22 protein-coding genes and 2 rRNA genes are annotated in these 26403 nt (G+C 71.7%); 6 read left to right on the forward strand and 18 right to left on the reverse strand.

The window, feature by feature from the left end:
• Window positions 1-13: 13 nt before the first annotated feature.
• Window positions 14-2611, reverse strand: coding sequence for a DEAD/DEAH box helicase (locus ACNQOV_RS02705; protein WP_416393275.1), 2598 nt, complete (start codon window positions 2609-2611; stop codon window positions 14-16).
• 102 nt (window positions 2612-2713) lie between these two features.
• Between ACNQOV_RS02705 and ACNQOV_RS02710 the strand changes: the two genes are divergently transcribed.
• A complete protein-coding gene (locus ACNQOV_RS02710; RefSeq protein WP_416393277.1) occupies window positions 2714-3730 on the forward strand; it encodes an LLM class flavin-dependent oxidoreductase in 1017 nt (338 codons plus the stop codon).
• A gap of 432 nt (window positions 3731-4162) precedes the next feature.
• On the opposite strand, the gene ACNQOV_RS02715 is transcribed toward ACNQOV_RS02710, so the two are convergent.
• Window positions 4163-6643: a beta-glucosidase H gene (locus tag ACNQOV_RS02715; RefSeq protein WP_416393279.1), complete on the reverse strand. Its 2481-nt coding sequence runs from the start codon at window positions 6641-6643 to the stop codon at window positions 4163-4165.
• Between the two features lie 177 nt (window positions 6644-6820).
• On the opposite strand from ACNQOV_RS02715, the gene ACNQOV_RS02720 reads away from it, so the two are divergent.
• Together ACNQOV_RS02720 and ACNQOV_RS02725 are read left to right on the forward strand one after the other, a co-directional pair.
• Window positions 6821-7411: a TetR/AcrR family transcriptional regulator gene (locus ACNQOV_RS02720; protein ID WP_022908477.1), complete on the forward strand. Its 591-nt coding sequence runs from the start codon at window positions 6821-6823 to the stop codon at window positions 7409-7411.
• Between the two features lie 118 nt (window positions 7412-7529).
• Window positions 7530-8393 (forward strand): NAD-dependent epimerase/dehydratase family protein, encoded by an 864-nt coding sequence (locus ACNQOV_RS02725; protein ID WP_022908478.1) that lies wholly within the window; start codon window positions 7530-7532, stop codon window positions 8391-8393.
• A 48-nt stretch (window positions 8394-8441) separates the two neighbouring features.
• On the opposite strand, the gene ACNQOV_RS02730 is transcribed toward ACNQOV_RS02725, so the two are convergent.
• Window positions 8442-10007, reverse strand: a complete 1566-nt coding sequence (locus ACNQOV_RS02730) for a methyltransferase (protein WP_416393282.1) — start codon at window positions 10005-10007, stop codon at window positions 8442-8444.
• Entirely contained in the window at window positions 10004-10369 is a 366-nt protein-coding gene (locus tag ACNQOV_RS02735) for an ArsR/SmtB family transcription factor (protein ID WP_416393284.1), read from the reverse strand. Before ACNQOV_RS02735 ends, ACNQOV_RS02730 begins: the two co-directional genes overlap by 4 nt.
• 97 nt (window positions 10370-10466) lie before the next feature.
• On the opposite strand from ACNQOV_RS02735, the gene ACNQOV_RS02740 reads away from it, so the two are divergent.
• The gene (locus ACNQOV_RS02740) at window positions 10467-11723 is read left to right on the forward strand and encodes an MFS transporter (protein ID WP_416393287.1); all 1257 of its coding nucleotides are present in this window, start codon (window positions 10467-10469) and stop codon (window positions 11721-11723) included.
• Between the two features lie 97 nt (window positions 11724-11820).
• On the opposite strand, the gene ACNQOV_RS02745 is transcribed toward ACNQOV_RS02740, so the two are convergent.
• Entirely contained in the window at window positions 11821-12264 is a 444-nt protein-coding gene (locus ACNQOV_RS02745; protein WP_416393288.1) for a TIGR02611 family protein, read from the reverse strand.
• Window positions 12265-12469: 205 nt separating this feature from the next.
• The gene (locus tag ACNQOV_RS02750) at window positions 12470-12802 is read right to left on the reverse strand and encodes a TraR/DksA family transcriptional regulator (protein ID WP_416393289.1); all 333 of its coding nucleotides are present in this window, start codon (window positions 12800-12802) and stop codon (window positions 12470-12472) included.
• A 56-nt stretch (window positions 12803-12858) separates the two neighbouring features.
• Between ACNQOV_RS02750 and ACNQOV_RS02755 the strand changes: the two genes are divergently transcribed.
• Both ACNQOV_RS02755 and ACNQOV_RS02760 read left to right on the forward strand, forming a co-directional pair.
• A complete protein-coding gene (locus tag ACNQOV_RS02755; protein WP_416393291.1) occupies window positions 12859-13890 on the forward strand; it encodes an LLM class flavin-dependent oxidoreductase in 1032 nt (343 codons plus the stop codon).
• 122 nt (window positions 13891-14012) lie between these two features.
• Window positions 14013-14459, forward strand: a complete 447-nt coding sequence (locus ACNQOV_RS02760) for a DUF2510 domain-containing protein (RefSeq protein WP_402269335.1) — start codon at window positions 14013-14015, stop codon at window positions 14457-14459.
• A 154-nt stretch (window positions 14460-14613) separates the two neighbouring features.
• Here the strand turns inward: ACNQOV_RS02760 and ACNQOV_RS02765 are convergent, their stop codons facing one another.
• The 12 genes from ACNQOV_RS02765 to ACNQOV_RS02820 all read right to left on the reverse strand — a co-directional run.
• Window positions 14614-15645, reverse strand: coding sequence for a site-specific tyrosine recombinase XerD (locus ACNQOV_RS02765; protein ID WP_416393306.1), 1032 nt, complete (start codon window positions 15643-15645; stop codon window positions 14614-14616).
• Between the two features lie 32 nt (window positions 15646-15677).
• The gene (locus ACNQOV_RS02770; RefSeq protein ID WP_416393293.1) at window positions 15678-16259 is read right to left on the reverse strand and encodes a DUF1349 domain-containing protein; all 582 of its coding nucleotides are present in this window, start codon (window positions 16257-16259) and stop codon (window positions 15678-15680) included.
• On the reverse strand, window positions 16256-16831 hold the full coding sequence (locus tag ACNQOV_RS02775; RefSeq protein ID WP_416393295.1) for an NUDIX domain-containing protein: 576 nt from the start codon (window positions 16829-16831) through the stop codon (window positions 16256-16258). The genes ACNQOV_RS02770 and ACNQOV_RS02775 overlap by 4 nt, the downstream gene beginning before the upstream one ends.
• Window positions 16832-16932: 101 nt before the next feature.
• Window positions 16933-18648, reverse strand: a complete 1716-nt coding sequence (locus ACNQOV_RS02780; protein WP_031263262.1) for a CTP synthase — start codon at window positions 18646-18648, stop codon at window positions 16933-16935.
• A gap of 532 nt (window positions 18649-19180) precedes the next feature.
• The gene (gene recN, locus ACNQOV_RS02785; protein ID WP_022908498.1) at window positions 19181-20875 is read right to left on the reverse strand and encodes a DNA repair protein RecN; all 1695 of its coding nucleotides are present in this window, start codon (window positions 20873-20875) and stop codon (window positions 19181-19183) included.
• Complete coding sequence (locus ACNQOV_RS02790) at window positions 20872-21798, reverse strand: NAD kinase (RefSeq protein ID WP_031263263.1); 927 nt, start codon at window positions 21796-21798, stop codon at window positions 20872-20874. Before ACNQOV_RS02790 ends, recN begins: the two co-directional genes overlap by 4 nt.
• Entirely contained in the window at window positions 21795-22640 is an 846-nt protein-coding gene (locus ACNQOV_RS02795) for a TlyA family RNA methyltransferase (protein ID WP_416393297.1), read from the reverse strand. Before ACNQOV_RS02795 ends, ACNQOV_RS02790 begins: the two co-directional genes overlap by 4 nt.
• Window positions 22633-22860, reverse strand: coding sequence for a hypothetical protein (locus ACNQOV_RS02800; RefSeq protein ID WP_416393299.1), 228 nt, complete (start codon window positions 22858-22860; stop codon window positions 22633-22635). Before ACNQOV_RS02800 ends, ACNQOV_RS02795 begins: the two co-directional genes overlap by 8 nt.
• Before the next feature lie 10 nt (window positions 22861-22870).
• Window positions 22871-23848: an HAD-IIA family hydrolase gene (locus ACNQOV_RS02805; protein ID WP_042724101.1), complete on the reverse strand. Its 978-nt coding sequence runs from the start codon at window positions 23846-23848 to the stop codon at window positions 22871-22873.
• A gap of 25 nt (window positions 23849-23873) precedes the next feature.
• A complete protein-coding gene (locus ACNQOV_RS02810; protein ID WP_416393300.1) occupies window positions 23874-24614 on the reverse strand; it encodes a hypothetical protein in 741 nt (246 codons plus the stop codon).
• A 1397-nt stretch (window positions 24615-26011) separates the two neighbouring features.
• Window positions 26012-26128: ribosomal RNA gene (gene rrf, locus ACNQOV_RS02815) — 5S ribosomal RNA — on the reverse strand.
• Between the two features lie 135 nt (window positions 26129-26263).
• A 23S ribosomal RNA gene (locus ACNQOV_RS02820) occupies window positions 26264-26403 on the reverse strand; the annotation flags it as partial.

Genomic DNA, 26403 nt, shown 5'->3' on the forward strand with positions numbered 1-26403 from the left:
CGCACCACGCGCATCAGTCGACGTCCACGTCCGACCAGCCGTCGAACCGCCCGATCTCGGTCACCCGGATCACGGCCTCGCCCGCCGCGTCCGACGCGTCGAGGTCGATCGTGGCGGAGAACCCGAAGTCCTTGTCGCCCGCGGGGTCGGCGAAGATCTGCCGCGCACGCCAGACGCGCGCCGAGCCCGACGCGCCAGCCGAACCGGACACCCCGGTCGCCCCGGCCTCGTCGAGCACCAGGTACTGCATCGACCGGGCGTCGGCATCGATCCCGATCGTGTCGTGCTGGTCGTAGTACTCCTCGAGCACGGCGTCCCAGGCGTCCTCGTCGAAGCCCGCGGTGCCGTCCAGCGCTGCGAGCCCGGCGACGTCGTCGGCCGCTGCGAGCAGCACGCGCTGGAACAGCGCGTTCCGCACGAGCACCCGGAAGGCGCGCGGGTTGCCGGTCAGGCGCGCGGGCTGCGGCGGCGCGATCTCCTCGTGCTCCGCCTCGGCGAGCGCCACGTCCCCGTTCATCAGCGCCTCCCACTCGTCGACGAGCGAGGAGTCGGTCTGCCGGACGACCTCGCCGAGCCACTCGATGAGGTCGTCCAGCTCGGGCGTGCGCTGCTCCTCGGTGATCGTCTGCCGCATCGTGCGGTAGGCGTCGGACAGGTAGCGGAGCACGAGCCCCTCGGAGCGGGTGAGTTGGTAGAACCGCACGAAGTCGCCGAACGTCATCGCGCGCTCGTACACGTCGCGGACGACGGACTTGGGCGAGAGCGCGAAGTCGAGGACCCACGGCTGCTCGGCGGCGTACGCCTCGTACGCCGCCTCCAACAGCTCGGACAGCGGGCGAGGCCAGGTGACCTCCTCGAGCAGCTCCATCCGCTCCTCGTACTCGATGCCTTCCCGCTTCATGCGGGCGACCGCTTCGCCACGCTCCTTGAACTGCTGCTGCGCGAGGATCGCCCGCGGATCGTCGAGGGTGGACTCGACGATCGACACCATGTCGAGCGCGTAGCTCGGCGACTCGGGGTCGAGCAGCTCGAACGCGGCGAGTGCGAACGGTGAGAGCGGCTGGTTCAGCGCGAAGTTCGGTGCGATGTCGACGGTCAACCGGTACTGGCCGTCGACCTTCTCGATGACCCGGGCGTTGATGAGCGTCCGCGCGATCGTCAGTGCCCGCCGTGCCATCGCGAGCTGCCGCGACCGGGGCTCGTGGTTGTCGAAGACGAGCGACCGGACGGACTCGAACGCCGAGCCGCCGCGTGCGACGACCGAGAGCACCATCGCGTGCGTGATCCGCATCCTGGACGCCATGGGCTCCGGCTCGGCCGCGATGAGCCGCTCGAAGGACGCCTGTCCCCACGACACGAAGCCGTCCGGCGCCTTCTTGCGCTTGATCTTGTTCTTCTTCTTCGGGTCGTCACCGGCCTTGGCGACGGCGCGGGCGTTCTCGATGTCGTGTTCCGGCGCCTCGGCGACGACGTCGCCCTCGGTGTCGTACCCGGCCCGGCCGGCACGTCCGGCGATCTGGTGGAACTCGCGGGCGGACAGCTGGCGCATCTTCGTGCCGTCGAACTTCGTCAGTCCGGTGAGCAGCACCGAGCGGATCGGCACGTTGATGCCGACACCGAGGGTGTCGGTGCCGCAGATGACCGGCAGGAGCCCGCGCTGGGCGAGCTGCTCGACGAGTCGTCGGTACTTCGGCAGCATGCCCGCGTGGTGGACGCCGATGCCCGCTCGGATGAGTCGCGACAGGGTCTGCCCGAACCCCGCGCTGAACCGGAAGCCAGCGATCGCGTCCGCGATCGCATCGCGGCGTTCGCGTGACGCGACGCGCGCCGACATGAGCGCCTGCGCCCGTTCGAGCGCGGCCGCCTGGGCGAAGTGCACGATGTAGATCGGCGCCTTGCCCTCCTCCAGCAGCCGTTCGACGGTCTCCTGCACGGGCGTCATCACGTACTCGTACGTCAGCGGGACCGGCCGCGAGACGCCGGTGACCCGCGCGGTGGGGCGGCCGGTCCGGCGCGAGAGGTCGTCGGCGATCGTGGTGACGTCGCCGAGCGTCGCCGACATGAGCAGGAACTGCGCGCGCTCGAGCACGAGCAGCGGCACCTGCCAGGCCCACCCGCGGTCGGGGTCGCCGTAGTAGTGGAACTCGTCCATCACGACCACGTCGACGTCGGCGTCCGGGCCCTGCCGCAGCGCGAGGTTCGCGAGGATCTCCGCCGTGCAGCACACGATCGGGGCGTCCGCGTTGACGCTCGAGTCGCCCGTGACCATGCCGACGTTCTGGGCGCCGAACAGGTCGACGAGCTGGAAGAACTTCTCGGAGACGAGGGCCTTGATCGGCGCCGTGTAGTAGCTCCGCTTGCCCTCGGCGAGGGCGGCGAAGTGCGCCCCGGCGGCGACGAGCGACTTGCCGGTGCCGGTGGGGGTCGACAGGACGACGTTGGCACCCGACACGAGTTCGATGACCGCCTCGTCCTGCGCCGGGTAGAGCGGGCGACCGCCCTCGGCGGCCCAGGCCGCGAACGCCTCGTAGACGGCGTCCGGATCGACGACACCGTCGACCGCCGCCGGCAGGGCGGCGACGAGCGGGGGCTGGGTGGTGACGTCGGTCATGCATCCATCCTCCCAGGTGCGGGTCCACCGGCCGGGAGGCGCGGTGCGGGCCCGACCCGCGCCTCCCGGCCGTCTGTGGATGCGTTCGCATACACTCGCGCCATGCGCGAACTCGGCTTCCTCTCCTTCGTCCCGAACCACGGCGGCACGGCCGGCGCGGCTGCCGCCCTCGAGGACGGCCTGCGGCTGTTCGAGACCGCCGAGGCGCTCGGCTACGGCACCGGCTGGGTCCGCGGTCGGCACTTCGAACCGTTCCTGACCAGTCCGATGACCTTCTTCGCAGCGGCCGCGCAGCGCACCTCGACCATCGGCTTCGGCACCGCGGTCCTCGGCATGCGCTACGAGGACCCGATCCGACTCGCCGAGGACGCGAGCACGGTCGACCTGCTGAGCGGGGGCCGCGTGCAGCTCGGCATCTCGACCGGGATCGCCGGGTACGGCCCCATCCTCGACCCGGTGTTCGGCGGCTCCGACCGCAGCTTCCGCGACGAGGCCGAGGCCCGCGCGGCGCGGCTGCTCGAGGTGCTGCAGGGCGAGCCGCTCGGCAGCGCGGGGAAGGGCTACGAGAGCATCCCCGCCGGCGCCGACCTGACCCTGCAGCCCCTCAGTCCCGCGCTCCGCGATCGTGTCTGGTGGGGCGGCGGCAGCATGGGCACCGCGGTCAGGACGGCCGAGAAGGGCCTGCTCCTGCACTGCTCGACGCTCAACACCGAGGACACCGGCGCACCGTTCGCCGAGGCGCAGGCGGACCAGATCCAGGCGTACCGCGCGCGGTTCGCCGAGCTCCACCCGGACCGCACCCCGAAGGTCGCCGTCGGGCGGATCGTCGTGCCGCTGCTCGACGAGCACGACCGGGCCGTGCACGAGGAGTTCCTCACCGGCTACGCGAGCGGCATGGACGACGAGGGGCGACCGCTCTCCGGGAACCCGCCGTTCCGCTTCAGCACGGTCGTCTCCGGCGAGCCGTCCGCCATCGTCGACGCCCTGCTGGCCGACCCGGCCGTGCGGGCGACCGACGAACTCGTCATCACCCTGCCGGCGAACGGCGACGCGGCGTCCCACGAGCGGATCCTGCGCATCGTCGCGGAGGAGATCGCGCCGGCCGTCCGCGACCACTGAGAGCAAGGGCATCCGGCGGGGCTCGCACCAGGGGTTGGTGAGGCTCCCCGGGAGCCCCTGCCGGATGACCATCTCGTCCCTGATCCGTACGGGATGGTGGACCCATCGTTTCACCTACCCGCCGGTTTGTCACACCGGATTGCGGTTCGTGGCCCCGAAAGTTGACGTTCGGTCACACCTTTTTCCCAGACTGGACGAAGCAACCGGTTGCGGCGCGACACCGCACCCCGTGAACGAACGAATGCGCCCCCGCGCGGACGCGGGGACGCATTCTGGACGCACCAGGACCGCCAGGGCTCCATCGGCCGGATCAGGAGGCCGTGTCGCACACGTGGCGATCCCTTCGCGGTGCGCGCGTCGACGGTAACCAGCCGTCAGGCGCAGGACGATGTTACTGAACGCAGCTTGGTTCCGCGCGGAAACCGGACGAAATCACGCCAGTTCGAGGGTCACGGTGCCGGATTCGGCTGCGACGGATGCGCCGACGTGCAGGGTGAACGCGCCCGGTTCGTAGGCCCAGGCGCCGTCCCAGTGCGCGAACGCCCGGGCCGGGACCTCGATCGAGACCTCGGTCGACTCGCCCGCACCGAGTCGCACGGGTGCGAACCCGACGAGCCAGCGGACCGGACGGTCGACGGCCGAGGACTCCCGCGACGCGTACACCTGCACGACGTGCTTGCCGGCACGGTCGCCCGTGTTCGCGACCGTCGCCGTCACGATGACGGCGTCGCCCTCGCGCACGGTCGGCGTCGCGGAGACACCGTCGATCGTCCAGGTCGTGTAGCCGAGGCCGTGGCCGAAGGGGTACGCGGGGGTGGTCCCGGCACGGAGCCACGCGCGGTAGCCGATGTGCACGCCCTCGTCGTAGGACACCTTGCCGTGCGCCGGGGTGACGTCGAGCACGGGCACGTCCGCCATCGCGGCCGGCCAGGTGGTGGGCAGACGACCGCCGGGCTCCGCGGCGCCCGTGAGGACGTCGGCGAGCGCGTTGCCGTACTCCTGACCACCGAACCAGGTGAGCAGGACCGCGGCGACGTCGTCCCGCCACGGCATCTCGACCGGCGAACCGGCGTTCACGACGACCACCGTGTTCGGGTTCGCCGCGGCGACCGCGCGGACGAGGTCGTCCTGGTGCCCCGGGAGTGCGAGCGACGAGCGGTCGTAGCCCTCGGACTCGACCTTCGAGTTGGTGCCGACCACGACGACCGCGACGTCCGCGCCGGTGGCGGCCGCGACGGCTGCCTCGATGAGCACCGACGGGTCCTCGTCGCTCGGCTCGGTGCCGAACTGGTAGGCCAGCACGCCGCCGAGGGTCTCGTCCTGGACGACGTCGTACTCGATGCGGATCGCGACGTCCTGGCCGGCCGTCACCGACACCGGCACCGACCGCGCCGGCGGGTTGAGGAACGCGGCGCCGAGCTGGTCGCCCTCGAACCCGACGAACTCGTCGAGGACGAGCGACCCGTCGATCCACATGCGGGAGTGTCCGGCCGCGCCGATGCCGATCCGGACGGTCCCGGTCGAGGGTGCGGTGTAGGTCGTGGTGATGTCGAGCCGGTCGGCCTCGCGCGTCGGGGCGTCGCCGCCGAACCAGAACAGCGCCGTGGCACGACGGTCCTCGACGTACAGCTCCTCGCCGTCCTTGACGAAGGCGACGCGTGCGCCGGGCTCGCCGGTGCCCGGGTTCGTGATGGTGGACAGCGGGAACTCCGCGATGCCCTCCTGCACGACCGCGCCGATGGCGTAGTCGACCGTTGCACCCGGGAACGCCGAGCGGATGCCGTCGAGCGGCGAGACGACCTGCGACGGCACGACCGTGGCCGAGCCACCGCCCTGGGTGCGGGCCTGGTCGGCGTTGTGGCCGATCACCGCGATGCGGGAGACGGCGGGGGCGTCGAGCGGCAGGATCCCGGTGTTGCGGACGAGCACGGTGCCCTCGGCCTCGGCTTCGCGGACGAACGCGACGCCGTCCTCCACGTGCACGGGCGCGGCGGCGACGGGCTCGAAGCCCTCGAGTGCGCCGACGCGGGCGGCCAGGGTCAGGATACGGCGGACCTTGCGGTCGATCGCGGCCTCGGGCACCGAACCGTCCTGCACGGCGGCGAGCAGGGGACCCTCGCTCCACCACGGGTTCGGGCCGGGCATCGCGACGTCCTGGGACGCCTTCGCCGAGTCGACCGAGCGGACGCCGGTCCAGTCGGACACGACGATGCCGTCGAAGCCCCACTCGGAGTTCAGTGGCGTCTCGAGCAGGTCGTTCTCGGACGCCGTGACGCCGTTGATCGCGTTGTAGGACGACATGACCGCCCAGGCGTGCGCCTCGGTCACGGCCTTCTCGAACGCGAGCAGGTACAGCTCGCGGAGGGCACGGTCGGACACCTCGGTCGACGCGGTGAAGCGGTCGGTCTCGTAGTCGTTCGCGATGTAGTGCTTCGGGGTGGCGGCGACGCCGTTCTCCTGCACGCCGTCGACGTAGGACGCGGCGAGGTCGCCGGTCAGCACCGGGTCCTCGCTGAACGCCTCGAAGTGTCGGCCGCCGAGCGGTGAGCGGTGCAGGTTGATGGTCGGGCCGAGCACGACGTCGACGCCCTTGCGACGGGCCTCGACGGCCGCCGCGGCGCCGTAGCGCTTCGCGATCGCGCGGTCCCACGACGCGCTCAGGGCGGTCGCCGACGGCAGGTTCAGCGACGGGTCGCGCTCGTCCCAGACCTCGCCGCGGACACCCGAGGGGCCGTCCGACATGAGGATGCGGCGCAGGCCGATCTTCTCGATCGGCCAGGTGGTCCAGAAGTCACGCCCCGTCAGGAGCTGCACCTTCTCCGCGGTGGTCAGCTGGTCGACCAGCGCGTCGATGCGCTCGGTCAGCGGGCTGGTCGGACTGGAGGCGGTGCTCGCGTCGGTCACGGTGGTCACGGTGGTCGGTCCTCTCGTTCGGGAAGCCGCGGGCGCCGCTCGGACGGCCGGGGCTCCGTCGCCCACACCCACCGTCCACCGGGTTCGCCGCCCGCACTGGCAGCTACCGCACCGTACCACCCAAAACCGACTATCGGTTGGTTTTATGCGGACACACACGAGCGGTACAGTCTGGCCATGGCACGACGGGGTTCGTACGCAAAGGGCATCGCGAAGCGCGAGGAGATCCTCACGGTCGCGCTGGACCTCGTCGCGTCGCAGGGCTTCCGGCGGACGAGCATCAAGGACATCGCCGACGCCGTCGGGCTCACCCAGGCCGGACTGCTGCACTACTTCGACTCGAAGGACGACCTCTGGGTCGAGATCCTGCGACGGCGCGACGAGATCGACCTCGCACACGACTGGGACGCATCCGACCCGGCGACCCTCCTCGCCGCGATCGTCCGGCACAACGCCGAGGTCCCGGGGCTCGTGCAGATGTTCGTGAACCTGTCCGCCGCGGCCGCGACCGACCCGGAGCACCCCGCGCACGAGTACTTCCGCGAGCGCTACGACCGGAGCCGGCAGAACCTGTCCGCCGACTTCCGGGCCATGCAGCAGGACGGGCGACTGCGGGACGACGTCGACGTCGAGGAACTGACGAGCGTGCTGCTCGCCGTGTCGGACGGCATGCAGATCCAGTGGCTCTTCGACCCGACCCGGGACATGGCCGAGCACGTCGAGCTCGTCGCCCGGCTGGCCACCGCCCAGGTCACCCGCACCGTCTGACGCCGCACCGCCCGGGTCCACCGCAACGGGGTACGGACAGGGCCTGGTCGCCCCAGGCCGAGCCGGGCAGGATGGGCGGTGCCCGGAAGGGCTCCCGACGACGATGTGGAGTGACGCGATGACGCGTGTAGTGGTGACCGGCGGCAGTGGGAAGCTCGGGCGAGCGGTGGTCCGCGACCTCGACGAGCACGGGTACGACGTGGTCCTGGTCGACCGCGTGCCCTCCCCCGACAAGCCCGAGCGGGTGCAGTTCGTCCGCACCGACCTCACCGACCACGGCCAGGTGCTGAACGTCCTGCTCGGCATCGACGACCGGTACGACCACGTCGACGCGGTGGTGCACCTCGCTGCCGTCCCGGCCCCGGGTCAGGTGCCGGACGTCGCCCTCATCACGAACAACGTGACGTCGTCGATCAACGTCTTCCACGCCGCGCGCCAGGCCCGGGTGAAGAACGTCGTCTGGGCGTCGAGCGAGACCCTGCTCGGCATCCCGATGGGCGAGCACCACCCGCCCTACCTGCCCGTCGACGAGGAGTTCCAGGTGCGCCCGCAGTCCTCGTACTCGCTCGGCAAGGCCGTCGAGGAGGAGATGGCCCGGCACTTCACCCGCTGGGACCCGGAGCTCAAGATGATCGGCCTGCGGTTCTCGAACGTGATGGACGAGACCGACTACCCGGCGTTCCCCTGGGACGCCACCCCCGAGGCGAAGACGTTCAACCTCTGGTCCTACATCGACTCCCGTGACGGCGCCCAGGCGGTGCGGAAGGCACTCGAGGCCGAGCTCACCGGCTTCGAGGCGTTCGTGATCGCGAGCCCGGACACGGTCATGGACACGCCGACGATCGAACTCGTCGAGCGGTACGTGCCGGACATCGAGCGCCGCGCGGACATCGACGGCGTCAGCTCGCTGCTCTCGTCCGACAAGGCCCGCGAGCTCCTCGGCTACGCACCCGAGCACAGCTGGCGCGACCACCGCGCCTGAGCACGGCCGGACCGGCCACGGCCCCGGGCCCGGGCCCGGGCCCGGGCGTCAGCCCGCCGGGACGAGCAGCCCGTCGAGCACCAGGTCGCGCGCCGCCGGCAGCAGATCGGCGGCGAGCGCCTGCTCGTCCACCCCGGTGATCTGCGCGAGGGCGCCGATGATCGCCGCCACCGACAGCTCGCCGTCGCACGCACCGACGAACGCGGCGAGCGCGGTGTCGGCGTCGACCCGGCGACCGAGTCCACCACCCTGCACGAGCGTCATCACGGTCGGGTCGTCGTTGCCCGGCCAGTAGAACCGTTCCTCGGTGACGTCGCCGGCGACCGCGAGGTGCGCGGTGGCGAGGGCCTGGTCGTCGTGCGCGGCCAGCCACGCCGCCGCGTCGAGGACCCGGGCGACCGTCGCACCGAGGCCCGCGGGGTTGGACCCGAGCGTCTCGGGGACGCGCTCGAAGCGGCGGAGGTGCACCGCGCCTCCCGGCCCGGGGCGGCGCACCACGACGTAGCCGAAACCGACGCCGGTCACCCGGCGGGCGGCGAAGTCGTCGAGCCAGGCGCCGACGAGCCGGTCGAACTCGGACGATCCGGGCTTCGTGCCGCCGTCGCGGATCCAGGTCTCGGCGTAGGCGGCGGGGTCCTGCCGCTCCCGCTCGACGACCCACGCGTCGAGCCCGCGCCCGTCGGTGTCGGCGCGTTCGAACCAGGAGCGCACGCGGTCGAGGCCGTCCGTGCCCCAGTGGTACTCCCAGTTGCCGAGCAGCTGCGCGGTCCCGCCGGGTTCGAGGTGGTCGCCGAGCCCCGTGAGGACCGTCTCGACGAGCGCGTCGCCGACCATGCCGCCGTCGCGGTACTCGTAGGCGGGGACGCCCTCGCTGCGGGGCGTGATGACGAACGGCGGGTTCGAGACGATCCGGTCGAAGCGCTCCCCCGCGACCGGTTCGAACAGCGACCCGGAGCGGAACTCGATGCCGTCGATGCCGTTGAGCATCGCGTTGAACCGGGCGATGTCGAGGGCCCGGTGCGAGATGTCGGTGGCGACGACCTCGGCGGCGAAGCGTCGGGCGTGCATCGCCTGGATGCCGCACCCGGTGCCGAGGTCGAGCACGCGCCGGACGGGCGCGGGGACCTGCAGGCCGGACAGCGTCGTCGTGGCACCGCCGATGCCGAGGACGTGTTCCTCGCCGAGGGCCGTCCCGAGCGCGAGTTCGCCGAGGTCGGAGACGATCCACCAGCTGCCGGCGCCGAGGTCGTCGACGAAGGCGTACGGCCGCAGGTCCACCGCGGGGTGGACGGTGTCGGCCTCGGTGCGGACCAGCCCGGCCGACGCGACGGCGGAGGTCCCGGCGGTCGGGAACGCCGCGTCGGCGTCGACCCGCGACACCGGGAGTCCGAGCACGAAGAGCGTGGCGAGCGTCGTGAGCGGGGTCGTCGGGCGCGCGCGCAGTGCCCGGAGCGCTGCGACGCGCGATCCGCGGTGGAGCGACGCGGCGGCCTCGGTCCCCCAGAGGGCGTCCACCCGTTCGACGGTGAACCCGGCGTCGGTCAGGTCACGGCGGAGGGCATCGGTGACGTCCGCCTCGGGGACGATCGTCGGGAGCGTGTGCACGGCGCTCACGCCGGGACGTCCTCGCGCATGAGGGCCGCCGGGACCTCCCACGCGAACACGAGGTCGAGGAGCCCGGGGAAGCGCCGCTCGACGTCCTCGACGCGGACCCGGCTCGACCGCGTGAGTCCCTCCTGGTGCTGCTCGAGGAGTCCGGCCTCGCGCAGGACGCGGAAGTGGTGGGTGAGCGTCGACTTCGGCCGGTCGATCCCGACCCATCCGCAGCTGCGGATGCCGCCGGCGGCGTCGACCAGGTAGCGGTGCAGGATGGCGAGCCGGATCGGGTCGCTCAGGGCGTCCATCACGACCGGCAGGTCCATCTCGGCCACGGTCGGCTGTGGCAGGCGTTCGGGAGCATCCACGGTCGCGGGCATGGACGGGACGCTACCACCGTTCCCCTCGCAGTACGAGTTGCGTCGTACAGCGGACTGCTGTACGAATGCACTCGTACTTGATTCGGAAGGGGCGCTCATGGCGCAGTCAGCTCGGTCGGTCGCGGGGTTCTGGATCCTCGCGGCGATGCTCCTCGTGTCCGTCGCCTCGTCGGCGGTCCCGTCGCCCATCTACCCCGTCTACGCCGCCGAGTGGCACCTCACCCCGCTCATGCTCACCGGGGTGTTCGCCATCTACGTCGCGGGGCTCCTGGCGAGCCTGCTCGTCGCCGGTCGCCTGTCGGACCACGTCGGCCGGAAGCCCGTGCTGGTCGTCGGTGGCCTCGGGGTGGCCCTGTCGCTCGGGCTCTTCGCGATCGCGGACGGCGTCGGCGCCCTCGTCGTCGACCGCATCGTGCAGGGCGTCTCGGTCGGCCTGCTCATCGGTGCGCTCGGTGCGGCGTTGATCGACAACTCGCTCGAGCGCCACCCGTCGCTCGCCGGCGTGCTGAACGGCGTGATCCCGCCGATCGCACTCGCCACCGGCGCCATGTCGAGCGGCGCCCTCATGCAGTGGGGCCCCGCGCCGGAGCAGCTGGTCTACGTGCTCTTCGGCGCGTTGCTCGTCCTCATGGTGATCGCACTCGTCGTGGTCCCGGAGCGGGTCACCCGACGACCGGGCGCCCTCCGCTCCCTGGCGCCCCGGATCAGCGTGCCGCGTGCCTCGCGCCGACTCTTCCGCAGCGTCGCCGGGTCCCTCATCGCGAGCTGGGCCCTCGGCGGGATGTTCCTCTCGCTCGTCCCGTCGGCACTCGGCGCGGTGTTCGGCATCACGAACCACTTCGCCGCCGGCGCGCTCATCGCCGTCGTCACGGGCGTCGGCGCGCTGACCGGGCTCGCGACGCAGCGGATGGACGCCCGCCGTGCCGTCCTGGTCGGCCTCGTCGCACTCGTCCTGGGACCGGTCGTGACCGTGGCGTTCGTGTTCGCGCACTCGCTGCCCGGGCTCGTCGTCGGGAGCGCGATCGCCGGCGTCGGCTTCGGCGCCGGGTTCCAGGCGCCGCTCCGGATGCTGCTCGCCACCGCGGCACCGACGCACCGTGCGGGGTTGCTCTCCACGATCTACGTCGTCAGCTACCTGGCGTTCGGGGTGCCCGCCGTCGTGGGCGGACTGCTCGAACCCGCCGTCGGTCTCGTGCCGGTCATCGCCGGGTACGGCGCCTTCATCGTCCTCGCCGCGGCCGTCGCCCTCGTGCTGCAGCTCGTGTCGCGGGACGCCGCCGTCGTCGAGGAGCAGGCCGCCGAGGTCCTCGAGCGCACCTGCACCGGCTCGGTCCGGGTGTCCCCGGCCGACTAGGTCGCTCCCCGAACGCCGAACGCCGACCGCCGACCGCCGAACGTCGTCCGCCGGACTCCGACTGCCGGACTCCGACTGCCGTCCGACCGCGACGGGGTCAGTGCCCGGGTCGCGCCCGCTTCGCCCCGCGCCCGCGGACCCCGACCGTGCGGGCAGCACCCGTGTGCGCCGCGTCGACGTCTGCCTTGCCGCGGTCCGCAGCGTTCCGCAGCCACCGGGGACCGCGCGCCTTCGCCCAGTCCCAGAAGCGGTGCAGCAGCGCCCGGAGCCACGTGATGATCCGGTGGAAGAAGTGGAACTCGCTCGCGAGGATCGTCAGCCCGATGAACACCACGAGCCACCCGGGACCGGGCAGCGGCACGAGGATCAGGCCGATCACGACGACCAGACCGCCGACGATCCCGACGAGCACCTTGTAGACGAGGTGCAGGTGCGGACGTGCGTGGATCCAGGCGCGCAGGTCGTGGAACCACTGGAACCGCCGGTGCGGCGTCTCGGCGCGTTCGACCGCGTCTGTCCGGTGGTTCGGGTCGCCTTCCATGTGCGGCAATGTAGGGCGCGCGGCTGGGAATCCGCGGCGCAGGCGGTGGGCGTGCGGTGCATCCGCGGCGGCCTGCCGGGGCGGTGGACGCCACCGCCCTGCGGCGGCCGGAGGCGCGGACCGGGGCCGACCCGCGCCTCCCGTCAGGCGATGCGGGCCAGGCCGACCCGCGCCTCCTGTCAGGCGATGCGGGCCAGGAGGCGCGTCACGCGTGCGCGACGCACGTCGCGGCCCACGGGACGGCGGCGAGGCGCGCCTGGGGGATCGGTTCCCCGCCGACCGCGCAGCGGCCGTAGCTCCCGGCGTCGAGCCGGGCGAGTGCGGCGTCCACCAACCGGATCCGCCCGCGGGCGTCGTCCCGCACGGCGCCGAGCGAGCCGCGCTCCCAGGCGAGGGTCGCGCCCTCCGGATCGTGCTCGTCGTCGGAGTTGGCGTCCTGCCGGGCGTCGCTGACGTCCCGCATGCTCCGCTCGACGTCCGCGAGGAGCCGCTCGCCTCGCGCCCGCTCCGCGACCAGTGCCTGACGGGGGTCGTCCATGCTGGTCACCGTAGTCGGCCCGGAATGACCGTGCCGTCGGATGCGTTTGTATCGACATGACGAAGATCGGGTTCCTGTCGTTCGGACACTGGCGCGACGTGCCGGGGTCGAAGGTGCGCAGCGGCCGCGAGGCCCTCGTGCAGGCGATCGACCTCGCGGTGGCCGCCGAGGAGGCCGGGGTCGACGGCGCCTACTTCCGCGTCCACCACTTCGCGCCGCAGCAGGCGGCGCCGTTCCCGCTGCTCTCCGCGATCGCCGCCCGCACCAGCCGCATCGAGATCGGCACCGGCGTCGTCGACATGCGCTACGAGAACCCGCTCTACATGGCCGAGGAGGCCGCCGCCACCGACCTCATCTCGGGTGGCCGACTGCAGCTCGGCGTCTCCCGTGGCTCACCCGAGACCGCCCTCGCCGGTTACCAGCAGTTCGGGTACGTGCCCGACGCGACCGACACGAACGGCGGCGACCTGGCGCGCTCCCACACCGACGTGTTCCGGCGCGCGATCGCCGGCGAGCCGATGGCGAACGCGAATCCCCAGATGACCGGATCGGTCGGGTCGCTCGCGATCTCCCCGCTGTCCGAGGGCCTCGGCGACCGCATCTGGTGGGGCGCCGGCACCCGTGCGACCGCCGAGTGGACGGCCGAGCAGGGCATGAACCTCATGTCGTCGACCCTGCTCACCGAGGACACCGGGGTGCCGTTCGACGAACTGCAGGCGGAGCAGATCGCACGGTTCCGGTCGACCTGGAGCGAGATGGGCTGGGAGCGGACCCCGCGGGTCAGCGTGAGCCGCAGCATCATCCCGATCATCGACGACGAGTCGCGGCACTACTTCGGCGTCCGGGCACAGGTCGAGGGGCAGGACCAGGTCGGGCACCTCGACGGTGGGCTCGCCCGGTTCGGCCGGTCCTACATCGGGTCGCCCGAGCAACTGGTCGCCGAGCTCGCGGCGGACCAGGCGGTGCGTGCTGCCGACACCGTGCTCGTCACGGTGCCGAACCAGCTCGGCGTGGACTTCAACGCGCGGCTGCTCGCCGCCGTGAAGGACGTCATGCGCGAGGTGGACGCGGCGGCCGTCCCGGCCTGACCCGGGATCAGTTCTCCGCGACTGGTCCCCCTTCCTGCCGACACCCGGGCTGGGACTGTGGCCGGTTCCCGCACTCCAGTACCGTCGGTGTGCACCTTCCCCCGCACCCCGAGGAGCACCCCGTGACGCTGCCGGCCGCCGGCTGGTTCCCCGACCCGCAGGACGCGAGCCGCCTGCGCTGGTGGGACGGGCGCGCCTGGGGAGCGGCGACGCGCGTGCTGCCGAGCCGGACCGAGCCGATCGTGCCGGTGGTCGTCGCCCCGGTGGGTCCGTCGTTCTCGGTGCACACCGCCTCGGTGCGGACCAGTGCCTGGGCGTCCGGAGGCTCGGGCGTGCACCGCTTCAGTGCGTTCTCCACGTTGGCGGTGCTGCTCGCGGTGGCGTCCGTACTGCTCAACCCCTGGGGCGTCTGCAGTGCGGCCGCGATGGTGTCGGGGCTGCTCGGCGTCGTGCGGCCCGGGGCGACCGGGGGCTGGCGGGTGCTGGCGCGGAGTGCTTCGGCGAGCGCCCTGGTCCTCGCGGTGGCGACGGCCGCCGTGGCAGCCTCCGCGCAGTTCCACGTGTTCTGAGCGGGCTGACGCACGCTCGTGCGTTCCCTCGGGCCATCGTGAGCACGAATGGTCGGGTCCGCGCAGGCAACCCGACCATTTGTGCTCACGAGACGCGCCCGCGCCGCGCGCCAGGCTGAGAAAGCGCGCCGCGCTCCCGCCGGGCCCGCCCGCGCTACCGCCTCGCCCGCGGGTGCGCCGTCTGGTAGACGTCGCGGAGCATGTCCGCCGTCACCATCGTGTAGATCTGCGTCGTCGCCACGCTCGCGTGCCCGAGCAGCTCCTGCACGACCCGCACGTCAGCTCCCCCCTCGAGCAGGTGCGTCGCGAACGAGTGCCGGAACGTGTGCGGCGACACGTGCTCGGAGAGCTCCGCACGCTCCGCCGCCGCCTGGATCACGAGCCACGCACTCTGCCGTGACAGCCGCGCGCCCCGGGCACCGAGGAACAGCGCCGGCGTCGACGCCCCCCGCGCCGCGAACACCGGCCGCGCCCGCACGAGGTACGCGTCGATCGCCGCCCGGGCGAAGCTCCCGAGCGGCACCACGCGCTGCTTGTTCCCCTTGCCGGTGACCTTCACGACCGAGAGCCCGTCGTCGGCCGCGGGCCCGGAGCCGTCGGACAGCGTCGTGACGTCGTCGACCGACAGCCCGACCGCCTCCGAGATCCGTGCCCCGGTGGCGTAGAGCAGTTCGAGCAGCGCGCGGTCCCGCAGCCCCACGAGATCGTCGGCGGGGCCGCCGGACGCGCCGGGGGCGTCGGTCGCACCGACGGGGCTCGCAGCCTGGAGCAGCCGCTCCATGTCGTGCACGGAGATCGCCTTCGGCAGCCGCATCGGGGCCTTCGGCGGCCGCACGGACGCGCCGGGGTCGAGCTGGAGCCACCCCTCGCCGGCGGCGAACGCGGTGAACGACCGCACGGAGCTGAGCATCCGCGCGACCGACCTCGGCGCGAGGGGTCCGGACGGCCGGGTCGCGAGGTGCTCCACGAACCCCGCGAGGTCCGCACGCGCGATCCTCCCGACGTCGTCGAGCACCGCAGGTCCCCCGGCGCGGTCGGCACCCTCCGACTCCACGACCGGAGCCGTCGCGAGCCACGACGCGAACGTCAGCAGGTCCCGCCGGTAGGCCGACAGCGTGTGCTGCGAGAGGCCCCGTTCGATCGCGATGTGCCGCAGGTACGTCTCCGTGGCACGCTCGAACGGGATCACTCCACGAGGCTAGCGCCGCTCGAGGAGCGTCAGTGCAGCGAACCGTCCGGCTCACCCAGGCGGAACCCGGTGAAGGTCACGGTGAGGCCCGCGCGTGACGGTGCCGCGCACAGCAACCCCGCCGAGACGTCGGCCCCGGGATCGAGGTACGCCACCCGCACGAGCCGCGGTGGCTCGTCGTCCGCCCACGCCCGGATCGTCACGGCGTCGCCGTCGCGGCTGGCCCGCACGGTGACGGTCCGCCCCGTCCACTCCGCGACCGGAGCGACCGACCAGTCGGACCAGTCACGTGTGACGACGGCGCCGACCTGCGGCGTCCCGTCGGCGAACTCGACGCCGGCCTTGATCCAGTTCCGGTCGTCCACCCGCAGGAACACCCCCGCCTGGTCGAACTGCTCCGTGTAGTCGAGCACGAACGACACCTCGACCGAGAACGCCCCGTCGAACGGCCGGAGCAGCGCGTGCTCGGAGTCGTGGACGAACCCGTACGAGGTCGTCCGCCAGGCGTCGCTGCCCTCGACGGCGGTCACGCGCAGGACGTCGCCGTCGAACTCCGCCGCGACGGGGTCGTTGGTCCACCGGCCCCCGTCGACGAGCGCCGCGAGGCTCATCGCGCGCGCCGTTCGACCGCGTCCACCGCGAGCACGGCCACGACGAGCCCGGAGTTGTGCAGCCGACCGTCGAGGATCGCCGCCACCAGCTCGGCCCGGGGCACCCACCGCTTCACGATGTCGGCCTCTTCAGCTTCGCGGTCGAACGCCGTCGCGGTCGCGCGCACCCCTCGGGCGCGGTAGATCTGCAGGAACTCGTCGCTGCCGCCGGAGGACGTGTTGTACGTCACGAGCGGTTCCCAGTGGTCGGCCTCGAGGTCGGCCTCCTCCGCCAGCTCGCGCTGTGCCGCGGTGAGGTGGTCCTCGCCGGCCATGTCGAGCAGGCCGGCCGGGAGCTCCCAGTCGCGCATGCGCACCGGGTGCCGGTACTGCTGGATGACGAGGACGCGCCCCTCGTCGTCCTCGGCGTAGACCGCGACGGCGCCGGTGTGGTCGATGTACTCCCGCACCATCGTGTCGTCGTGGTACGCGATGCTGTCGCGGCGCACGTCCCAGACGGCGCCCTCGTAGACGACGGTGGAGTCGGTGACCTCGAACGAGGCGGGTTCGTCAGCGATGGGTGCGTCAGTCACGCGCCCATCCTGGCACGCGCCTCCGACGCGACGACACGGCAGACGGGAGGCGCGGTGCCAGCTGGCACCGCGCCTCCCGTCTGATCGTGGCTGTGCTGCGCTTACGCGACCTGCTCCTCTTCCTGCGGGTCGAAGAGGCTCGACGCCTCGTGCCGCTCGATCGCGGCACCGACGAGCCCCGCGAACAGCGGGTGCGCGTCCGTCGGGCGCGAGCGCAGCTCGGGGTGCGCCTGCGTGGCGATGTAGAACGGGTGCACCTCGCGCGGCAGCTCGACGTACTCGACCAGCGTGCCGTCGGGCGACGTGCCCGAGAACACCAGACCGGCGTCCGCGATCTGCTCGCGGTACTTGTTGTTCACCTCGTAGCGGTGACGGTGGCGCTCGGAGGCCTCGGGAGCGCCGTACAGCGACGCCGCGAGCGACCCCTCGGTGAACGTCGCCGGGTAGAGGCCGAGGCGCATGGTGCCGCCCAGGTCGCCGCCCGCGATGATGTCCACCTGCTCCGCCATGGTCGCGATGACCGGCGTCGAGGTCTCCGGGTCGAACTCGGTGCTCGACGCGTCGGTGAGGCCGACCTCGTGCCGGGCGTACTCGATGACCATGCACTGCAGGCCGAGGCACAGACCGAGCGTCGGGATGCCCTGCTCACGTGCGAACTTCAGCGCGCCGAGCTTGCCCTCGATGCCACGGACGCCGAACCCACCGGGGACGCAGATGCCGTCGACGTCGCCGAGCTGCTTCGCGGCGCCCTCGGGCGTGGTGCAGTCGTCGGACACGACCCACTTCAGCGTGACCTTCGCGTCGTGCGCGAACCCGCCGGCACGGAGCGCCTCGGTGACGGACAGGTACGCGTCCGGCAGGTCGATGTACTTGCCGACCAGGGCGATCGTGACGTCCTTCTTCGGCTCGTGCACGGCACGGAGCACGGGGGTCCACGCGGTCCAGTCGACCGGACCGGCCTCGAGCTTCAGCGCGTCGACGATGACCTGGTCGAGCCCCTGGTTGTTGAGCAGCGTCGGGAGGTCGTAGATCGACGGCACGTCCACCGCGTTCACCACCGCGTCCTCGTCGACGTCGCACATGAGCGCGATCTTGCGCTTGTTCGCGTCCGACACCGGACGGTCGCTGCGGAGGACCAGCGCGTCCGGCTGGATGCCGATCGAGCGGAGCGCGGCCACCGAGTGCTGCGTCGGCTTCGTCTTCTGCTCACCCGAGGCGTTCATGAACGGCACGAGCGACACGTGCACGAAGAACACGTTGTTGCGGCCGAGTTCGTGGCGCACCTGCCGCGCGGACTCGATGAACGGCTGGGACTCGATGTCGCCGACGGTGCCGCCGACCTCGGTGATGATGACGTCGGGCTGCGGGTCGTTCTGCGCCTGCTCACGCATCCGCCGCTTGATCTCGTCGGTGATGTGCGGGATGACCTGCACGGTGTCGCCGAGGTACTCACCCCGACGCTCCTTCGCGATCACCGTCGAGTAGACCTGCCCGGTCGTGACGTTCGCGGCCTGCGACAGGTTGATGTCGAGGAAGCGCTCGTAGTGCCCGATGTCGAGGTCCGTCTCCGCACCGTCGTCGGTCACGAAGACCTCGCCGTGCTGGAACGGGTTCATGGTGCCCGGGTCCACGTTGAGGTACGGGTCGAGCTTCTGCATGACGACCTTGAGGCCGCGAGCCGTCAGGAGGTTGCCGAGGCTGGCCGCCGTCAGCCCCTTGCCGAGAGACGAGACGACCCCGCCGGTCACGAAGATCTGCTTCGTCACCTTCGGGGTCGCGTTCGAAGAATTGGTACCGCCGCTGAGAGTGTCCGCCACGGGATTCCATCGTACGTCAGAACTGCCGGGAGGCGCGACCTCGGTTCGCCGCGGGCGTTGCGCGTGCGCGTGCGCGGGCCGCGCCCGCCGCGCCGGCCGCACCGCACCGTGCGTGCTCCGCCACCCCGTGCGAGGTTGCACGCACGGTGCCCGATCACAGCCCCGCACCATGCCGCGAACCCCGCACCAGCCGACGACCGACGCACCGTGCGGAGCTGCCCAGCCCGCACGCCGCCCGCCACCCCGTGCGCACTCCGCCATCCCGTGCGAAGTTGCACGCACGGTGCCCGACTACAGCCCCGCACCATGCCGCGAACCCCGCACCAGCCGACGACCGACGCACCGTGCGGAGCTGCCCGGCCCACACGCCGCCCGCCACCCCGTGCGCACTCCGCCATTCCGTGCGAGGTTGCACGCACGGTGCCCGATCACAGCCCCGCACCATGCCGCGAACCCCGCACCAGCCGACGATCGACGCACCGTGCGGCGCGGGCGTGAGCCGCGCCTCCTGGATCGGCGTGTGGAGACGCGCTCAGGCCTTCTGGCCGGCGACGTCGAGGAGCTCGCGCGCGTGCTCGATCCCGCTCGCACTGTCACCGAGACCCGAGAGCAGGCGTGCCATCTCCTGCAGGCGGTCGTCGCCCTCGAGGCGACGGACGCTCGACGATGTCACTGCGCCGCTCGCGTCCTTCACGACGTTGAGGTGGTTGTTCGCGAACGCCGCGACCTGAGCGAGGTGGGTCACGACGATGACCTGGGTGCGTTCGGCGAGCTTCGCCAGACGACGGCCGATCTCGATCGCCGCGGCGCCGCCGACGCCGGCGTCGACCTCGTCGAAGACGAACGTCGGGACCGTCGTGCTGCCCGCCATGACCACCTCGATCGCGAGCATCACCCGGGAGAGCTCACCGCCCGAGGCGCCCTTGCCGATCGGCCGGGGATCGGTTCCGGAGTGCGGTTGCAGGAGGATCGACACCTGGTCGCGTCCGTGGCGTCGGTAGTCGCCGGCGTCGGAGACCTCGACGACGAGGGTCGCTCCGGCCATCGCGAGGGACTTCAGCTCGGCGGTGACCCGCTTGGCGAGGTCCTTCGCGGCCTTGGACCGTGCCGCGGTCAGCGCGGCTGAGGCGTCGGCGAGGGCGCGCTCGTCCTGCTCGACCGCCTGCTGCAGGGCGACGATCCGGTCGTCGTCCCCGTCGAGCTCGAGGAGACGGTCGCTCGCCCGCTGACCGTAGGCGATCACGTCGTCGACGGTCTCGCCGTACTTGCGGGTGAGACCGGCGAGCAGCGACCGACGTTCGTTGATGAGTTCGAGGTCGTGACCGGCGTCCGGTTCGAGCGAACCGAGGTAGCTCGACAGGCTCGCCGAGGCCTCGGACGCCTGGATCCCGAGTTCCGTCAGCTGCTCGAGCACGGGCTGCAGCTCGGCGTCGGACGACACGACCCGTTCGATCGCCCGGCGGGCGGACTCGACCAGCCCGACGACGTCCTGCACGCCGTCGAGGGACTCGCTCGACAGCGCTTCGTGCGCGAGCCCGGCGGAGAGCCGGAGCTCTTCGAGGTTCCCCAGTCGCTCGGCGCGGTCGGCCAGCTCGACGTCCTCGCCGGGCTGCGGGTCCGCGGCCTCGATCTCGTCGGAAGCCGCACGGACGCGCTCGGCCTCGGCAACGCGGTCGTCGCGGTCCCGGGTGAGCGTCTCGAGGTCGCCGGTGTGCTGCTGCCAGGTGTCGTACGCCCGCACGTACGCGGCGAGGACCTTCTCGAGCGCCGCACCGCCGAACCCGTCGAGGGCCGCACGCTGTGCGGTGGCCGAGGTCAGGCGGATCTGGTCGGACTGCCCGTGCACCGTGACCAGCTGGTCCGCGAGCTCGCCGAGCACCGCGACCGGGGCACTGCGCCCGCCGACGGTCGCGCGACTGCGCCCCTCGGCAGAGACGGTGCGCGTCAGGATGAGTTCGCCGTCCTCGACCGTGCCGCCAGCGTCCTCGACGCGCTCGGCGACGGCGTCGTGCTCCGGTACGTGCCACCGGCCCTCGACCACTGCGGTCGACGCACCCCGTCGCACCGAACCCGCATCGGCCCGCGCACCGAGGAGCAGACCGAGGGCGGTGACGATCATCGTCTTGCCCGCGCCGGTCTCGCCGGTGACCACGGTGAAGCCGGGCCCGAGCTCGAGGGTGGTCTCGCCGATGACCCCGAGGTCCGAGATGGAGATCTCCTCGATCACAGCGTGTCCTCGTCGTCCTGCTGCGGGCCGCGCCACCCGGCGACGGGCAGCTGGAACTTCGCGACGAGTCGGTCGGTGAACGGGGCGTCCTTGAGCCGTGCGACGCGCACCGGATCCGGCGAACGTCGGACCTCGACGCGAGCGCCTGGTGCGAGGTCGTGGGTCCGTCGGCCGTCGCACCACAGCACGCCGACGCCGCTCGTCCGACGGAGCACCTCGATCGCGAGCGTGCAGTCCGGTCCGACCACGATGGGCCGTGCGAACAGGGCGTGGGCGCTCAGCGGCACCATGAGCAGGGCGTCGACGTCCGGCCAGACGATCGGCCCGCCGCCGGAGAACGAGTACGCGGTGGAACCGGTCGGTGTCGAGACGACGACACCGTCGCAGCCGAACGAGGACAGCGGGCGACCGTCGACCTCGGTCACGACCTCGAGCATGCGTTCGCGGGAGGCCTTCTCGATGGTCGCTTCGTTGAGCGCCCAGGAGGAGTAGACGATCTCGTTGCCGACGACGACGTCGACCTGGAGTGTGACGCGTTCCTCGACGTGGTAGTCGCCGGACAGTGCCCGTTCGACCGTCGCGCGGAGGCCGTCCCGCTCGCTCTCGGCCAGGAACCCGACGTGTCCGAGGTTGACCCCGACGATCGGAGCGCCGGTCCCGCGCACGAGTTCTGCGGCGCGCAGGATCGTGCCGTCTCCCCCGAGCACGATCACGATCTCGAGCTGGTCGGCGTGGACGTCGACACCGAGGATGTCCACCTGTCCGACAGAGGCCTCGGCACGACGGATGTCGGCGTACTCGTCGAACGGCATGACCGGAACGAGACCGGCGGCGTGCAGGAGGTCGCAGACCTCGACCGCAGCGTCGATCGAGTCACGGCGGCCCGTGTGGGACACCAGGAGGATGTGCCGGTCGTCGCTCATGCCGTCCCTTCCGTCAGTTCGGTCGCCCGGACGATCCATTCTGTCGGATTGGTACCGACATCCCGCTGGAAACGCGCCAGGTACTCGTGGTTGCCGTGCGTCCCGACGATCGGCGACGCTGCGAGCCCCGACGTGCCGAGCCCGAGGTCCCATGCCGCCCACAGCACGTTCATGAGCGCGTCGTTCCGGAGTGCCGGGTCGCGGACGATGCCCTCTCGGACGCCGCCCCGCCCGACCTCAAACTGCGGCTTCACGAGCAGGACGAAGTCGTCGGCGGGAACCGACTCGACCAGCGCGGGCAGGACGAGCCGGAGCGAGATGAACGACAGGTCCCCCACCACGAGACTCGTCTCGGTGGCGGCGGGGTCGAGTGCCCGGAAGTCGTCGGCCGTCAGGTTGCGTGCGTTCGTCCCTTCGACCACGACGACGCGGGGGTCGAGGGCAACCATCGGGTCGAGCTGCCCGTGCCCGACGTCGAGGGCCACCACGCGGCGAGCACCGCGGCTGAGGAGCACCTGCGTGAACCCGCCGGTGCTCGCACCGACGTCGAGCGCGACGCGGTCGGCGGGGTCGATGGCGAACGTGTCGAGCGCGGCGACGAGCTTCAGTGCGGCGCGGGACACCCACTCGTCCGCACCGTCGACGTGGATCGACGCCGACGGCCGCACCGACGCGGACGGCTTGACCACAGGGGTCCCGCCGACCGTCACGCGACCGTCCTGGATCAGCTTCGAGGCCGCGGTGCGGGACTTCGCGAGCCCGCGCGCAGCGAGGAGGGCGTCGAGTCGGACCGGGCGCTCGTCCTGCAGGGTCTCGTCGGCGTGGGCGTGCTCGTCAGGCACTCGTGCTGCCGCCGCTCTCGAGGCGGGTGCGGAGCTCGTCGTACAGCGCGGAGAAGGCGTCAGCGCGCTCGGTCAGCGGCAAGGCCTCAGCTGCCTCGGTGCGGTGCGCGAAGCGGTCGCGCTCGACGGCGTCGTCCGGCGCCGTGGGACCGGCCGCCGGCGTAGTGCCCGCTCCGTCGTCGAACGGCTCGCGCACGGGGTCCTGCTCGTGGTTCGACACCTCGGCCACGCTACTCGCCGCCGTACAGCTTCGGATCGACGTCGAGGCCGTAGATCGCGAGCCCGGACTCCCAGATGAGCGCGGTGCCCGCGCGGAGCAGGTCGATCGCGTCGCCGTCGTCCAGGACGCGCACGACGTGCCCGCGCATGGCGACGGTCACCGCTCCGACGGTCGCGTAGCGGGTGCCGTCCGGATCTTCACGCCGGACCGTCACCGGGTACGGCTCGGAGAGGCCACGGAGGTCGTCGAGGATGAACGTGGGTCGCGAACGCTGATCGGCGGCGAGGACCTGCTTCGCTTTGTCGATCCCCGTCAGCACGAGGACGCTGGGGATCCCCGCGTCGTTCGCTCCCTTGATGTCGGTGTCGAGGCGGTCGCCGATGAAGAGCGGGTGCTCACCGCCGAACCGCGCGAGCGCCGCATCGAAGATCGGTCGCTCCGGCTTTCCGGCGACGACGGGCATCCGACCGACTGCCTGGTGGACGGCCGACACCAGCGTGCCGTTGCCGGGCGCGATGCCGCGCTCGACGGGGATCGACCAGTCCATGTTCGTGGCGACCCACGGGACGTCCGGGTCGGCCAGGGCGAACGACGCTTCGGCGAGGTGCGTCCAACCGAGGTCCGGCGAGAAGCCCTGGATGACCGCGGCCGGGGAGTCCTCGGCGCTGGAGGTCACCGTGAAGCCGGCAGCCTCGACGATGCTCGTCAGGCCGAGGCCGCCGGTCACCAGCACGGTCGACCCGGCCGGGACCAGGGTCTCGAGCAACCGGACCCCGGCTTGCGACGACGTCACCACGTCGTCCTCGGACACCTCGAGCCCGTAGCGCTCGAGGTGTTCCGCGACGTCGACGGGTCGGCGCGAGGCGTTGTTCGTGATGTAGCCGACGCGCGCGTGCAGCGAGGCACGGGTCAGCGCCTCGACCGCGTGCGGGATGGCGTGCCGACCGCGGTACACGACGCCGTCGAGGTCGGTGAGGACGACGTCCACACCGTCCGTCGGCGGCTTCGGGACGTCAGTCGGCTGCGGACCCGTCGACGTCGGCGGGGTTGTCGTCGTCGAGCTCGCCGGGCTCGTCGCCGGCTGGCTCGTCGTCGTCGGGCTCGTCGCCGAGCGGCTCGTCGGCGAGTTCGGCGTCGGGCTCGTCGTCGACGGCTCCGGCGAACTCGTCTGCGGATCCTTCGACCTCGAGCGTTTCCTCGACCACATCAACTGTCTCCCAAGCGTTCTCGTCGGCGACCTCGGCAAGCGCCGCTGCCGCACGATCGACACGGGCCCACCACTCGTCGGCCTCGTCCTGACGGCCGAGCTCCTCGAGCGTGGCCGCGTAAGCACTGTAGAGCGCCGGGGACCAGCTGTAGGCAGTGGACGGGTCGAGCTGTGGAATCTCCAGCTCACCGAGCGCGGCTGTGGGATTCTCGAGGTCGAGGCGTGCGCCGGACATCGCGATGGCCAGTTCGACCTGGACCGCGGTGTCGAGCGCCGCACGGTCGACCGACCGACCGAGCTCGAGCGCCCGCTCGGGCCGGCCGAGCCCACGCTCGCAGTCGACCATCATCGGCAGCTGGTCGTTCCGGCCGGAGATGCGACGGTACGTGCGGAGTTCTCGCAGCGCCGTCGCGAAGTCGCCGAGACGGTACGCCGTGATGGCTGCGGTCTCGCGGACCACACCCACCCGTCCGGCACGACGGGCAGCGCTCAGCGCGTGCTGGTTCGCGGTCTCCGGGTCCTCGTCGACCAGGAGCGCGGCTGCCACGAGGTGACGGGCGACCCAGTCGGCGTTGTCCTTGCTGAGCGTCTTGAGCTCGGCCCGGGCGACCTTGTCGAGGTCGCGGGCCTGGATGTCCTCGGGGATCTCCGGGTCCTCGTGGCGGGGACGGATCGACTTGGTGCCGTAGGGGTCCCGGTCCTCCCAGTCGTCCCGCGAGGCCTCGCCGAAGCGAGCGCCGGCGTGACGGCTGCCGTCGCCGAAGCGCTGACGGTCGTCGCGGCCTCCGCGGTCGCGGTCCTGGCCGCCACGGAAAGGACGGTCCCCGTCTCGACGCGGACGATCCCCGTCACGGGCGGGACGGTCCGAACGGAACGGACGGTCACCATCGCGACGCGGACGGTCGTCGCCGCCACGGAACGGACGGTCGCCGTCACGACGCGGACGATCCCCGTCACGAGCAGGACGGTCCGAACGGAACGGACGATCACCGTCGCGGGCAGGACGGTCGGAACGGAACGGACGATCGCCATCGCGACGCGGACGGTCGTCGCCCCCACGGAACGGACGGTCGCCGTCACGACGCGGACGATCCCCGTCACGGGCGGGACGGTCCGAACGGAACGGACGGTCGCCGTCGCGGGAAGGACGGTCGGAACGGAACGGACGATCGCCATCGCGACGCGGACGGTCGTCGCCGCCACGGAACGGACGGTCCCCGTCACGACGCGGACGATCCCCGTCACGAGCAGGACGGTCCGAGCGGAACGGACGATCACCGTCGCGACGCGGACGATCGCCGTCACGAGCGGGACGGTCCGAACGGAACGGGCGATCACCGTCACGAGCAGGACGATCCGAACGGACCGGACGGTCACCATCACGACGCGGACGATCCGAACCACGCGGACCATCGCCGCGAGGAGGTCGGCTCGAGTCGTCACGATCCCCGCGCCACGCGGGACGCCGTCCCCCGTCGCGGAACGGACGGTCGCCGTCCCGGAAGGAACGAGCGCCGTCGCGCGATGGACCGCCGCCGCGAGCCGGACGGTCACCGTCGCGACGAGGAGCATCGCGCCGCTCACCCTCACGACGCTCGAAGTCACGGGGGCCGGACGACCAGCGGTTCCCGCCGTCGCGCCGAGGGCCACGGTCGCCATCGCGACCAGATCGGTCTCCGCGATCGCCGTCGTTCCGCCGCTGATCGTCGTCGTTCGCCACCGTTGCTCCTCTGTGCGTGCCCGAGCGCTCGCCCAGGCCATCGTCCGCTGTGTCGTTGTGTTGGCGCTGCACGGTACCGCCCGCGCGCGCCCAGTCCATCACGAACGGGCGTGCGAGTCGAGCGACCTGCAGCAGAAACAAATGTGGCCACCGGCCTCCCGAGAACGAGGGTCTCCCCTGCGAGTTCTCGATGGAGGGCCGATGGCCACATCTTCTTACGTTGAGTCCGGCGGCGTCCTACTCTCCCACAAGGTCCCCCTTGCAGTACCATCGGCGCTGAGAGGCTTAGCTTCCGGGTTCGGAATGTGACCGGGCGTTTCCCTCTCGCTATGACCACCGGAACACTTTCGACCCAATCCTGGATCAAAACTGTTCCTCAGCTGTAGCTGAAGTATTCAGTTTGATTCCCGATCGTCTGTCGGGAACCACAAAGTGGACGCGAGCCCCACACCCGTGAGGGTGTGGGAAATAATTGTGTTGTCAAGTCTTCGGCTTATTAGTACCGGTCAGCTCCACGGGTCGTTAGTCCCCGCTTCCACATCCGGCCTATCAACCCAGTAGTCTGCTGGGAGCCTCTCACACTCAAGGTGCATGGAAATCTCATCTCGAAGACGGC

Origin of the sequence: Curtobacterium sp. LFS084 (assembly GCF_047977705.1) — a bacterium.
Lineage (GTDB): Bacteria > Actinomycetota > Actinomycetes > Actinomycetales > Microbacteriaceae > Curtobacterium.